Origin of the sequence: Streptomyces sp. NBC_00354 (assembly GCF_036106915.1) — a bacterium.
Classification (GTDB): domain Bacteria; phylum Actinomycetota; class Actinomycetes; order Streptomycetales; family Streptomycetaceae; genus Streptomyces.
This window is the reverse complement of record NZ_CP107983.1, coordinates 3507619-3519634: the sequence shown is the minus strand read 5'-3', so window position 1 is coordinate 3519634 and position 12016 is coordinate 3507619. Positions and strand designations below refer to the sequence as shown.

11 protein-coding genes and 1 pseudogene are annotated in these 12016 nt (G+C 70.9%); 5 read left to right on the top strand and 7 right to left on the bottom strand.

Annotated features, from left to right (window positions below; translation table 11 throughout):
* The first annotated feature begins 22 nt into the window (after window positions 1-22).
* Window positions 23-655: a hypothetical protein gene (locus OHT74_RS15580; protein ID WP_266664684.1), complete on the top strand. Its 633-nt coding sequence runs from the start codon at window positions 23-25 to the stop codon at window positions 653-655.
* Here the strand turns inward: OHT74_RS15580 and OHT74_RS15575 are convergent.
* The gene (locus tag OHT74_RS15575; RefSeq protein WP_266664682.1) at window positions 639-1820 is read right to left on the bottom strand and encodes a class I SAM-dependent methyltransferase; all 1182 of its coding nucleotides are present in this window, start codon (window positions 1818-1820) and stop codon (window positions 639-641) included. The two genes, OHT74_RS15580 and OHT74_RS15575, sit on opposite strands and share 17 nt — an antisense overlap.
* 100 nt (window positions 1821-1920) lie before the next feature.
* Between OHT74_RS15575 and OHT74_RS15570 the strand changes: the two genes are divergently transcribed.
* Entirely contained in the window at window positions 1921-2871 is a 951-nt protein-coding gene (locus OHT74_RS15570) for a polysaccharide deacetylase family protein (protein ID WP_443047405.1), read from the top strand.
* Window positions 2872-2885: 14 nt separating this feature from the next.
* Window positions 2886-3737 (top strand): polysaccharide deacetylase family protein, encoded by an 852-nt coding sequence (locus tag OHT74_RS15565; RefSeq protein ID WP_328620535.1) that lies wholly within the window; start codon window positions 2886-2888, stop codon window positions 3735-3737.
* 126 nt (window positions 3738-3863) lie between these two features.
* Here OHT74_RS15565 and OHT74_RS15560 read toward each other — a convergent pair whose 3' ends face one another.
* From OHT74_RS15560 to OHT74_RS15545, 4 genes and pseudogenes are all read right to left on the bottom strand, one after another.
* Complete coding sequence (locus OHT74_RS15560) at window positions 3864-5273, bottom strand: FtsW/RodA/SpoVE family cell cycle protein (RefSeq protein WP_328620534.1); 1410 nt, start codon at window positions 5271-5273, stop codon at window positions 3864-3866.
* The gene (locus OHT74_RS15555; RefSeq protein ID WP_328620533.1) at window positions 5261-5608 is read right to left on the bottom strand and encodes a hypothetical protein; all 348 of its coding nucleotides are present in this window, start codon (window positions 5606-5608) and stop codon (window positions 5261-5263) included. Before OHT74_RS15555 ends, OHT74_RS15560 begins: the two co-directional genes overlap by 13 nt.
* Before the next feature lie 35 nt (window positions 5609-5643).
* Complete coding sequence (locus OHT74_RS15550) at window positions 5644-7125, bottom strand: sensor histidine kinase (RefSeq protein ID WP_328620532.1); 1482 nt, start codon at window positions 7123-7125, stop codon at window positions 5644-5646.
* Window positions 7126-7204: 79 nt separating this feature from the next.
* A pseudogene (locus OHT74_RS15545) lies at window positions 7205-7907 on the bottom strand (response regulator transcription factor).
* 337 nt (window positions 7908-8244) lie between these two features.
* Here OHT74_RS15545 and groES point away from each other — a divergent pair.
* Both groES and groL read left to right on the top strand, forming a co-directional pair.
* Window positions 8245-8553, top strand: a complete 309-nt coding sequence (gene groES, locus OHT74_RS15540) for a co-chaperone GroES (protein ID WP_030154760.1) — start codon at window positions 8245-8247, stop codon at window positions 8551-8553.
* Window positions 8554-8676: 123 nt separating this feature from the next.
* The gene (gene groL / locus OHT74_RS15535) at window positions 8677-10305 is read left to right on the top strand and encodes a chaperonin GroEL (protein WP_266664667.1); all 1629 of its coding nucleotides are present in this window, start codon (window positions 8677-8679) and stop codon (window positions 10303-10305) included.
* Between the two features lie 90 nt (window positions 10306-10395).
* Here groL and OHT74_RS15530 read toward each other — a convergent pair whose 3' ends face one another.
* Entirely contained in the window at window positions 10396-11085 is a 690-nt protein-coding gene (locus tag OHT74_RS15530; protein ID WP_266664665.1) for an ester cyclase, read from the bottom strand.
* 104 nt (window positions 11086-11189) lie between these two features.
* Window positions 11190-11963, bottom strand: coding sequence for an SDR family NAD(P)-dependent oxidoreductase (locus OHT74_RS15525; protein WP_266664663.1), 774 nt, complete (start codon window positions 11961-11963; stop codon window positions 11190-11192).
* Window positions 11964-12016: the final 53 nt, after the last annotated feature.

Sequence of the window (12016 nt, the reverse complement as noted above, 5' to 3'; positions counted from 1 at the left end):
GGATGCCGATATCGTCATGTGCATGCCTCGTCGTGACCTGCCGCCTCCGCCGCCTCCCGCCCACCTGCGTGCCTGGCTGGACGAGAGCACCGTGCGGGCCGACCGGGCGCGGTTCCTGCAGGACCTGCGCCGGCGCAGCCTGGGCCTGGGGCGGTTGCTGCTGCTCTGGACCGTCGCCGCGGTCTTCGCGCTCGGCTGGTCCTTCATCGGCATGGCCCTGATGTCCTTCGAGGTGCCCGGCGACCCGTTCGCGTACGTTTTCGGCCTCATCTTCGCCGTGCTCGGCGCGGGCGTGCTGATCCCTGCCGGGTTCTGGTTCGCCTGGGGTGCCAAGCGCGACCGCCGGGTGCGTCAACTGCTGTGCGCTTGGGCGGAGTCGGACCGGGATCCGGCCGCCGACGCCCGGCTCCGCGCCCCCGGCCTGAGCCTGACGTGGCTGCTGGCCTCCTTCGCGCTGGGCGTGTTCGGGCTGTACGTGACCTTCGGGTCCGCGGCGTCGGCCCGCCCGGGCGAGACGACGTACGGCGAGGTCACGTACTTCATGGGCCTCGGCATGATCCTTTGGATCACGGGCCTGCTGGGCCTCGGCAAGGCGGGCGCGCACTACCGGTGGGCGGTGCGCGCCTTCCGCGGCGGCGCTACTGCGGTGCGCTGACCGGCGAGCCGATCAGCATCGAGGGGGCGCCCGCGACCCGGGTGAGGAAGACGGTCGCGGAGTGCGGCCCCTGCGGCTTGACCTTCTTGCGCAGTTCCTCGGGCTCGACGGCCGAACCGCGCTTCTTCACGGTCAGGATGCCCACCTCGCGCTCGCGCAGCAGCGCCTTGAGCTTCTTGAGGCCGAAAGGCAGCACGTCGGTGATCTCGTACGCGGTGGCGTACGGCGTCGCGCGCAGCTCGTCGGCGGTGATGTAGGCGATGGTCGGGTCGATGAGCCGGCCGGCCAGCTGCTCGGCGACCTCGGCGACGAGGTGGGCGCGGATCACGGCGCCGTCGGGCTCGTAGAGGTAGCGGCCGACCGGCCCGGCCTCGGGGTCGGGCAGCGGATCGGCGGTGTGCAGGGTGCGCGGGCCGGGCAGCAGGGTGGCGCGGACGGTGCCGGGCGCGGTCCCGAACCACAGCACGGCCTCCTTCACGTCCCCCTGGTCCGAGATCCACTCGGCTTCGGCCTCCTGCGGCACGGCCTCGTGCGGGATCCCGGGAGCGATCTTGATGGCGGCGTACTTGGCCGTACGGGCGGCCTCGACGGCCCACGACAGCGGCGGCGAGTAGCTCTCGGGGTCGAATGTCCGGCCGCGGCCGGATCGCCGGGCCGGGTCGAGGAAGACGGCGTCGTACCCGGAGGTGTCCACGTCGGCCACGTCCGCCTCGCGGACCTCGATGAGCTCCGCCAGCCCCAGGGTCTCGGCGTTGGCGCGGGCGACGGCGACGGTCAGCGGGTCGCGGTCCACGGCCAGCACGCGGATGCCGAGCCGGGCCAGGGCGAGGGCGTCCCCGCCGATGCCGCAGCACAGGTCGGCGACGCTGCGCACGCCGAGTTCCGCGAGCCGCTCGGCGCGGTACGAGGCCACCGAGGCGCGGGTGGCCATCTCGCCGCCGCCGGACGTGAAGTACATCCGGAACGCGTCCTCGGCGCCGAACTTCGCCACCGCGCGCTGCCGCAGCCGGGCCTGCCCGAGCGCGGCGGAGACCAGTGCGGCGGGGTGCTCGCGGCGCAGCCGCGTGGCGACGGCGAGCTCCTGGGACGGGTCGTAGTCGCGCAGGGAGTCGAGGAGGGCGCGGCCCTCGGGGGTGAGGAGCGCGGCGAAGTCTTCGGGGGTCACCGGTTCATTGTCGGTCAGTGTGGGCCACTCGATGGAAGGTCGTCTTCCGTTCGCGGTGTCGGCGGGGCGGTGTGCGTGCCGGATGCCAGGATGCGCTGCTATGCAGCTAGTCAGACAAAAGGAACATAAGACGCTCCATGGTCACCGGTCCGCGGCGGGTCCGCGCGGCCGAGTCGGGGTGGCACTGGCCGCACTGCTGGTCGCCGCCCTCGGAACGGGCTGCGGCTCCTCCGCGGACTCCGAAACGCCCGCCAAGACCAAGGCCGGCAAGGGCGCCGAGGCAGCGGGCGCGGCGGGCGCGGTCGCAGGCTCGGCCGAGCAGCTGAAGGCCGCCCGGCAGGCCCGGATCGCCGCGGCGAAGAAGTGGAAGCTGGCCAAGCCGCCGCTGATGGCGCCGGCCGCCCCGCAGACGAAGCCGGAGATCAGCACCCGCGAGGGCTTCGAGGTCGAGGGCGGCGACGAACTCCCGCCGGTCTTCACCACCGTCCCCACGGAGGACAAGGTCGTCTTCCTGACGATCGACGACGGCGCGGAGAAGGACCCCGAGTTCCTGAAGATGATGCAGGAGCTGAAGATCCCGTACACGGCGTTCCTCAGCGACTATCTCGTCCGCGACAGCTACCCCTACTTCAAGGAGATGCAGGCCGCCGGCGTCACCCTGAACAACCACACGCTCAACCACCGGTACATGCCGGCCCTCTCGTACGAGGAGCAGCACGAGGAGATCTGCGGCCAGCAGGACACGATCCAGAAGCAGTTCGGCAAACGGCCGACGCTCTTCCGGCCGCCGTACGGCAACTACAACGAGGACACGCTGCGCGCGGCGAAGTCCTGCGGCATCAAGGCGGTCCCGCTGTGGAACGCCGAGGCCTTCCCGAACCGCATGGACTGGCGGGAGTGGGACCGCGACCTCCACCCCGGCGACATCATCCTGACTCATTTCCGAGGGCGGGAGGACTGGAAGGGGTCGATGCCTGACATGATCCGTCATGTCATGAAGACCGTCACGGACAAGGGGTATGCCGTGGCTCGCCTGGAGGACTACTTGTGAGGTACGCGCGCCGGTTGACGGCCGGAACGCTGGCGGCCGGCGCGCTCGCGCTGTCCCTGACGGGGTGCGGGAACAGCGTGGACCCGATCGAAAGACTGGGCCGCAAGACGACGGAGTCGCAGCAGTCGCCGACGGCGACTCCGTCGCAGTCGGCGGCCACTGCCGTGCCCGGGGACGAGGCATACAAGAAGTGGGGCTTGAAGTCCCCTCTGGAGTTCGCCCCGAAGCCGCCCCAGAAGCCCTCCCTCGCGCCGGCGGCCCCGGGCAAGGCCCAGGTGGTGGACCGAATACCCGTCCCGCCCACGGACAAGGTCGTCTTCCTGACCTTCGACGACGGCGCGGAGAAGGACCCCGAGTTCCTGAAGATGGCGGCCGACCTCAAGCTGCCGATCAGCATGTTCCTGACGGACAACATCGCCTCGTCGGACTACGGGTACTTCGAGAAGCTCCGCGACAACGGCTCCGGCAGCACGATCAACAACCACACCCTGACGCACCCGAACCTCCGGACCCTGCCCTTCGCGGCGCAGAAGAAGGAGATCTGCGGCCAGCAGGAACGCCTGGAGAAGCGCTTCGGCACCAAGCCGGTCCGCTTCCGCCCGCCGTACGGCAACTACAACGACGACACCCTCAAGGCCGCCGCCGAATGCGGCATTTCGCAGGTGGTCCTGTGGCGCGTGTCGATGCAGATCAACAACTTCCAGTACGCCGAGGGCTCCGCCCTCAAACCGGGTGACATCATCCTGGCCCACTTCCGCGGCCCGTCGGAACTCAAGGGCTCGACGGAGGTCCAGATGACGACCCGCATGCTCCAGCGCATCCAGGACCAGGGCTACCGCATAGGCCGCCTGGAGGACTACCTCTGACCCGGCTCGCCGTACGGCGGATTTCCGTCCGGTGCAGGTTGACCCTGCCGGGGTCCGGGTTCGGGCCTATGGGCCCTTGAGAGGGAGCCGACCACTCCCCGTACCCCGCCCCCTCACCCTCACCCCTCACGCCCGAGCGGCCCCAGCCGCCACCACCGGCGTGATCGTCGTTTCCGCCGGGCCCCGGGCGTCCGCCTCGCGTTGGCGTTCCGCGCTGTCGCTGATGCGGATGAGCAGGGCGATCATGATCCAGTTGGCCAGGAGGGACGAGCCGCCCTTCGCCAGGAACGGCAGCGCCTTGCCGGTCAGCGGGATCAGGCCCGTCACGCCGCCCGCCACCACGAAGACCTGCAGCGCCAGCGCCGCCGACAGGCCCACCGCCAGCAGCTTCCCGAACGGGTCGCGGGCGCCCAGAGCCATCCGCAGCCCCCGCTGGACCAGCAGTGCGTACAGGATCAGCACCGCCATGACCCCGGCCAGCCCGAGCTCCTCGCCCACCGTGGTCAGGATGAAGTCGCTGCGCCCCGCGAAGCCGATCAGCTCCGGGTGGCCCTTCCCCAGCCCCGTGCCCGACATGCCGCCGGTCCCGAAGCTGAACAGCGCCTGCGCGGACTGGTCCGAGATGACCCCCGGCGGCCGCTCCTTCCAGTAGTACGACAGCGGCTCCAGCCAGGCGGCCACGCGCCCCTTGACGTGCGGTTCCGTCGAGCCCACCACGAAGGCGCCGACCCCCGCCATCAACAGCCCCGTCACGATCCAGCTCGTGCGCTCGGTGGCGACGTACAGCATCACCACGAACACACCGAAGAAGATCAGCGACGTACCCAGGTCGCGTTCGAAGACCAGCACCAGCAGCGACACGATCCACACCGTGATGATCGGCCCGAGCTGCCGCATCGGGGGCAGCCGCATGCCCAGGAACTTCCGCCCCGTCAGGGCCAGCGAATCGCGGTGGATGACGAGATACCCCGCGAAGAAGACCGAGATCATGATCTTCACGAACTCGCCCGGCTGGAGCGAGAACCCGAAGAGGATGATCCAGCGCTTCGCCCCGTACGTGTCCGCGCCGAAGAACGCCGGCGCGATCAGCAGCACCAGCGCGACGGCCATCGTGATGTAGATGAACCGTTGCAGCAGCCGGTGGTCGCGCAGCAGCGCCACCACCGCCAGGCACGCGGCCACGCCGATGACCGTCCACTGCAGCTGCCCGGGCGCGTTCGCCTCGCCGCCGTACCGCGCGATGTACGACTGGTCGAGCCGGTGCAGCAGCACCAGCCCCAGCCCGGACAGCAGCATCGCGAGCGGGAAGATCAGCGGATCCGCGTACGCCGCGAACCGGCGCACGCCCAGGTGCCCCACCAGCGCCAGCAGCGTCATGCTGATCGTGAAACCGGTGAGGCTGGCGGGCAGCTCGTCGTTCATCGCCAGGCCGGCGCTCGCATGCCCGAAGACGGTGAGGGCGACGACGAAGACGAGGAGCAGCGCCTCGGTACGGCGGCGCGCGCCCGCCGTCGTGAGGGGTCTCAGTCCACGCACGGTATGCCGCCGCCGTCGATGGCGGGGCTGCCGCTCGCGGTCGGAGCCGGGGCGGCGGCAGCCGGTCCCGGAGGCGCCCCCGGTGCGTCGCTCGGGCTCGGAGCGGCCGCAGAGGCGGAAGCTTCCCGTCCGATCTGCTCGGCAATGAGGCGCTTTATCTTCATATCGTCTACGACGTTTATGTCCTCGCCATGGTTCCTTCCGAACCGCTCGACGGGCAGTGTCGTGAACGCCACTTTCCCGCCGGACAGGTTCTTCGCCTGCTTCACGAACGACAGCAGGTCCCAGCCCTCGTCCGTCACCACGTCCTGTTTCGCGGCGTCGACCAGCTTCATCAGCTTGACCGGATCGGTGAAGGTCCCGGCCGAGTTCAGCTTCTGCGTGGCGCCCGCCAGGACCGGGAGCGCGTCGCCGATCCGGGCCCGCCCGCCGGCAGGCGCACGACCAGGCGGATGCCGGGGCCGCCCGCGCGCGGCGGCAGGGCGCGCGCCTCGCCGCCGTGGGCGCGGGCGATCTCGCGGACGATGGGCAGGCCGAGGCCCGTACCGCCGCCGGCCCGGCCGCGGTCCGCGTCGAGCCGGACGAACCGCTCGAAGACCCGGTCCCGGTCCGCCGCCGGGATGCCCGGGCCGTCGTCCTCGACCTCCAGCACCGTCCAGCCGGCGCCGCCCGGGTACTCCGCGGACTCGGCGGCCGCCCGTACGACGACCTGCGTACGGGCATGCCGCAGCGCGTTGTCCACCAGGTTGGCCAGCGCCCGCTCGAGGCGCGCCGGGTCCCCGGCCGCCGGTACGGGCGCCGGCGCGTCCAGCCGGAGCGGAACCCGCGGGGACGGGCGCCGGGCCAGGTCCTCCGCGGCCAGCAGCGCCAGGTCCACCGGCTCGGTCCGAGGCGCCGGCACCGGGCCGCCGTCCAGGCGGGCCAGCAGCAACAGGTCCGCGGCGATGCGCTGCAGCCGCTCGGTATCGGCCAGCGCGGCCGCGACCGACTCCCGGTCGGGGCGGTCCAGGGCCACCTCCAGCCGGGACCGGACCGCGGCCAGCGGATTGCGCAGCTCGTGCGAGGCGTCGGCGGTGAACTGCCGCTGCCGGGCGTCGGACCGCTCCAGCCGGTCGAGCGTGTCGTTGACGGTCCGGGCCAGATCGGCGATCTCGTCCGCCCCGCCCGGATCCGGAACCCGCCGGTCCAGCTCGCTGGCGGTGACCGCCGCCAGCCCGGTCCGGATCGCGGTGACCGGCCGCAGCGCATGGCCCGTCACCCACCAGGCCAGGGCCGCCGCGAAGCCGATCAGCGGGGGCGCGCCGGCCAGCAGGCCGAGGGCGATGGCCCGGGTCGCGTCGTCCACGTCGCCGAGCACGGTGACGGCGTACACCTCGTGCGCCCCCGGCGCATCCACCACGACCACCGCGCGCCGTTCCGCGCCGGGGCGCGCGGGCGGGAGCACCGCCGACCGCGAGTCCTCGCCGGATGCACCCGATGCACCGGATGCACCCGGTGCACCGGACGCGCCCGATGCACCGGATGCGGGCGGGCGCAGGCCGCCGAGGCCGGGGGTGTCCCCGAGGTCCCCGGTGGAGGCGACGGTCCGTCCCTGCGCGTCCCGTACGAGGACCAGGTCCACCCCGCTCTCCGGCGCGGGCAGCCGGCCGCCGGGCGGGAGGGCGCGGCCGTCGAGCTGGGCGGCGACCTTGCGCGCGGCCAGCTCGGTCCGGTTGGTGGTGTTGTCGAGGAGGTTGGTCCGCAGCAGCGTGTACAGCCACAGCCCGCCGACGCCCAGGACCGCGGTCATCGCGAGGGCGGCGGCCACGGCCGCGCGCCGCCGGAGCGGCCCGGGACCGGTCTTGCGGATCACGCCGGGCCGGCCCCCACTGCCCGGACCCTTTCCCCGGCCTTGTGATCGGGCCGATCCAGCCGTTTCCGAACGAGCCGTCCTAGCCACCGTCCGGGGCCATCCGGTAGCCGGTGCCGTGGACGGTGCGGATCGAGCGGCGGCCGAAGGGGGCGTCGATCTTCTTGCGCAGCGAGGAGACCGTACACCTCGACGATGTTCGGGTCGATGGTGTGCGGGGTGTCCCAGACCTGGTCCAGGATGTCCTGCTTGGCAACGGCCGTGCCGGGCCGCTCCATCAGGCAGGCGAGCACGCCGAGCTCGCGGGCGGTGAGCTCGATGTCGTGCGTACCGCGGCGGCAGCGGCGGCCGGCGGGATCGAGGACGAGGTCGCCGGCCTGGAGCGTGCCGGCGCCTCCGGCGGCCCCGGCGGCGGCTGTTGCAGCGGTCGCCCGGCGGGCGAGGGCGCGCAGGCGGGCGGCCAGGACCACGAACGAGAACGGCTTGGTGAGGTAGTCGTCGGCGCCGGAGTCGAGGCCTTCGGCCTCGTCGTACTCGCCGTCCTTGGCGGTCAGCATGAGCACGGGCGTGGGGTCGCCGTCGGCCCGTATGCGGGAGCAGATCTCGTAGCCGCTGAGGCCGGGCAGCATCAGGTCGAGCAGGACGGCGTCGTACGAGCCGGTGCGGGCGAGGTCCAGGCCGCGGTGGCCGTCGTGGGCGATGTCGACCCAGTGGCCGTCGGCGGAGAGGCCGCGCCGCAGGGACTCGGCGAGGCCTTCTTCGTCTTCGACCACGAGAATGCGCACGCCCACAACTGTCACATACCGGTCGCGCTCACCCTCCGCTGCACGGTGCCCGTGACGGGGGCACGGCGGGCGCACGGCGGGCGCGGCCGGTGCGGCGCCGCTGCCGGGGGCGGCCCCCGGACCCCCGCGCCTCGAACGCCGGCGGGGCTGGATTCGCGGAGCGTGTTGGCACTCCGCTTGACCGAGTGCTAATCGCCGGAATAGTCTCGCACCTGGCACTCGCCACCGGTGAGTGCCAATACGGCGACGGGCAGGTCCGGCACCCGCGACGACGGATCCACCTGGTCGCCACCCAGACAGTTAGCCCCGTGAGATCTCCGAAGGGGGAGGTCGGATCGTGACGACCACCAGCTCCAAGGTTGCCATCAAGCCGCTCGAGGACCGCATCGTGGTCCAGCCGCTCGACGCCGAGCAGACCACGGCTTCCGGCCTGGTCATCCCGGACACCGCGAAGGAGAAGCCCCAGGAGGGCGTCGTCCTCGCCGTGGGCCCGGGTCGCTTCGAGGACGGCCAGCGTCTCCCGCTGGACGTCAGCGTCGGCGACATCGTGCTGTACAGCAAGTACGGCGGCACCGAAGTGAAGTACAGCGGCGAGGAGTACCTCGTCCTCTCGGCTCGCGACGTGCTCGCGATCATCGAGAAGTAAGACGCACCGGTATTTCGCGTCACCTGTATTGCTGAGCTGCGCCCCTGGTCACCCCGCTGATTGCCGGGCGGCAAGGGGCGCAGTTCGTTAAACCCGAGTTTTCGAGAGGGCTGAACCGCTCCCATGGCGAAGATCCTGAAGTTCGACGAGGACGCCCGTCGCGCCCTCGAGCGCGGCGTCAACAAGCTTGCCGACACGGTCAAGGTGACGATCGGCCCCAAGGGCCGCAACGTCGTCATCGACAAGAAGTTCGGCGCCCCCACCATCACCAACGACGGTGTCACCATCGCCCGCGAGGTCGAGCTGGACGACCCGTACGAGAACCTGGGCGCGCAGCTCGTGAAGGAGGTGGCGACCAAGACCAACGACATCGCGGGTGACGGCACCACCACCGCCACCGTGCTGGCCCAGGCACTGGTCCGCGAGGGTCTGCGCAACGTCGCCGCGGGTGCCTCCCCGGCCGCCCTGAAGAAGGGCATCGACGCCGCGGTCAAGGCCGTGTCCGAGGAGCTCCTCGCGACCGCCCGCCCGATCGAGGACAAGTCCGACATCGCCGCCGTGGCCGCGCTCTCCGCGCAGGACCAGCAGGTCGGCGAGCTCATCGCCGAGGCGATGGACAAGGTCGGCAAGGACGGTGTCATCACCGTCGAGGAGTCCAACGCCTTCGGCCTGGAGCTGGAGTTCACCGAGGGCATGGCCTTCGACAAGGGCTACCTCTCGCCGTACATGGTCACCGACCAGGAGCGTATGGAGGCCGTCCTCGACGACCCGTACATCCTGATCAACCAGGGCAAGGTCTCCTCCATCCAGGACCTCCTGCCCCTGCTCGAGAAGGTCATCCAGGCCGGCGGCTCCCGCCCGCTGCTGATCATCGCCGAGGACGTCGAGGGCGAGGCGCTCTCCACCCTCGTCGTCAACAAGATCCGCGGCACCTTCAACGCGGTCGCCGTCAAGGCCCCCGGCTTCGGTGACCGCCGCAAGGCGATGCTCCAGGACATGGCCACCCTCACCGGTGCCACCGTCATCGCCGAGGAGGTCGGCCTCAAGCTCGACCAGGCCGGTCTGGACGTCCTCGGTTCCGCGCGCCGCGTGACCATCTCCAAGGACGACACCACCATCGTCGACGGTGGCGGCAGCCACGAAGAGGTCCTCGGCCGCGTCAACCAGATCAAGGCCGAGATCGAGTCCACGGACTCGGACTGGGACCGCGAGAAGCTGCAGGAGCGCCTGGCGAAGCTCGCCGGCGGCGTCTGCGTCATCAAGGTCGGCGCCGCCACCGAGGTGGAGCTCAAGGAGAAGAAGCACCGCCTCGAGGACGCCATCTCGGCGACCCGCGCCGCGGTCGAGGAGGGCATCGTCTCCGGCGGTGGCTCCGCGCTCGTCCACGCCGTGAAGGTGCTCGAGGACAACCTGGGTCTGACCGGCGACGAGGGCACGGGTGTCGCGGTCGTCCGCCGCGCCGCCGTCGAGCCGCTGCGCTGGATCGCCGAGAACGCCGGCCTCGAGGGCTACGTCATCACCGCGAAGGTGGCGGAGCTGGAGAAGGGCAACGGCTTCAACGCCGCGACCGGCGAGTACGGCGACCTGGTCAAGGCCGGCGTCATCGACCCGGTCAAGGTCACCCGCTCCGCGCTGGAGAACGCCGCTTCCATCGCCTCCCTGCTGCTCACGACCGAGACCCTGGTCGTCGAGAAGCCGGCCGATGACGAGGGCGACGCCGGTCACGGGCACGGCCACGGCCACAGCCACTGACCCGTCAGTAGCTGAACGGGCCCCGGTCGCCGCCGTCAACGCGGTGGTGACCGGGGCCTTTTCCGTGGGTGGGCCGTGCGAGAGGGGCGACTACATCGCGCCGAGTTCCTTCATCAGGCGCATGGCGTCGTAGTGCCACCAGCCTTCCTTGATCTTTCCGTCCTCGCAGCGGAAGACCGTCGTGCCGGTCATCGTGCAGGTCTTGCCGGTCGGGGCGATCCCCATGAACTCGCCCTTGTGCTTGCCGGTCCAGGTCCACAGGGTGGTGATGTAGTCGTCCTGCGCCATCTGGGCGTCCCGCGTGAAGGTGAAGTCGAAGGCGCTGCGCCACATCTGCACGTCCTCGCGCATGCCCTCGGGGCCCATCTTGTCCATGGGGTTGCTGATGTCGTGGTCGCGGTAGTCCGACGCGAAGATCTCGTCGGCGGTGGACATGTCGCCCTTCATCGCGAGCTCGTCGAACATCCGGTTCGCGATCAGGGTGTTGAGGTGCTCGTCGCGGATGACGTCCAGGTTGGTGAACCGGGGCATCCCGTCGCAGAGGGCCACCATCTCCTGGAACATCTTGTCCGTCTCCGCGAGATGAGAGTTCTTCATGGCGTCTTCGTACGACGGGAATTCGACGACGTCGACGAAGTGCGTGTCGGATTCGCGGTCCCTGCCCACCATGGTGTGGGACACGGTGCGCTTGCCCTGCGTCTGCGCCAGGTATCGGTCGAAGACCTCGTTGACGGCCTCGGGCCTGCTGGTCTCGTAATCGACTATTTGTACGAATGTCATGGCGTCTCCCGGGCTGGATCGGACACGTCCAGTTTAGGGAGATTTCACCCGGTCGGCCGGTTTCGGGACCGGCCTACCCGTAGGTCACTTCGCGGTCACTCGGACTACTGGGGGCCGTACTTGCGGCCCGTACGCGAGGACACCCCGCCCAGCAGCCCGCGCGGCGTCAGCTTCACCACGCCCATCAGCGCCTTGTACCGCGGATCCGGGATCGAGACCGTCTTGCCGCGTGCCAGGTCGTCCAGGGCCGCGGCCACCAGCTTGTCCGCGTCCAGCCACATCCAGTTGGGGATGTTGTCCGTGCCCATGCCGGCGCGCTCGTGGAACTCCGTCCGTACGAAGCCGGGGCACAGCGCCATCAGCCGTACGCCGGATCCCGCCAGGTCCTTCGCCGCGCCCTGGGTGAACTGCACGACCCAGGCCTTGCTCGCCCCGTACGTGCCGCGCGGCAGGAAGGCCGCCACCGAGGCCACGTTGACGACGCCGCCCCGGCCGCGCGTGCGCATCGACTCGGTGGCCGCCGAGGTCAGCCGCAGGACGGCCTCGATGTGCACCTTCAGCATGGTCAGCTCGTCGGCCATGGAGACCTCGAGGTAGCGGCCCTTGTTGCCGAAGCCCGCATTGTTGACCAGCAGGTCCACCGGGTGCGTACGGTCGCCGAGGCGCTGCTCGACCGCCGCGATGCCCTCGTCGGTGGACAGGTCGGCGGTCAGCACCTCGGCCTCGATGCCGTGCCGGTCGTGCAGCTCGGTGGCCTGCTCGCCGAGCCGCTTCGTGTCGCGGGCCACCAGCACGAGGTTGTGGCCCTGGGCGGCGAGCCGCCGGGCGAATGCGGCGCCGATGCCCGCCGTGGATCCCGTAATCAACGCAGTCGTCATAGGCGCAACCTAGCCGCCCTGGACGACAGCTCAAGGGGAGCCCGCCGGGCGGT

Coding starts and splice junctions, on each gene's coding strand:
- OHT74_RS15570 (WP_443047405.1), top strand. CDS start 1,921: ATGCAGCTAGTCAGACAAAAGGAACATAAGACGCTCCATGGTCACCGG.
- OHT74_RS15530 (WP_266664665.1), bottom strand. CDS start 11,085: ATGACATTCGTACAAATAGTCGATTACGAGACCAGCAGGCCCGAGGCC.
- groL (WP_266664667.1), top strand. CDS start 8,677: ATGGCGAAGATCCTGAAGTTCGACGAGGACGCCCGTCGCGCCCTCGAG.
- OHT74_RS15525 (WP_266664663.1), bottom strand. CDS start 11,963: ATGACGACTGCGTTGATTACGGGATCCACGGCGGGCATCGGCGCCGCA.
- OHT74_RS15555 (WP_328620533.1), bottom strand. CDS start 5,608: ATGAAGCTGGTCGACGCCGCGAAACAGGACGTGGTGACGGACGAGGGC.
- OHT74_RS15580 (WP_266664684.1), top strand. CDS start 23: ATGCCTCGTCGTGACCTGCCGCCTCCGCCGCCTCCCGCCCACCTGCGT.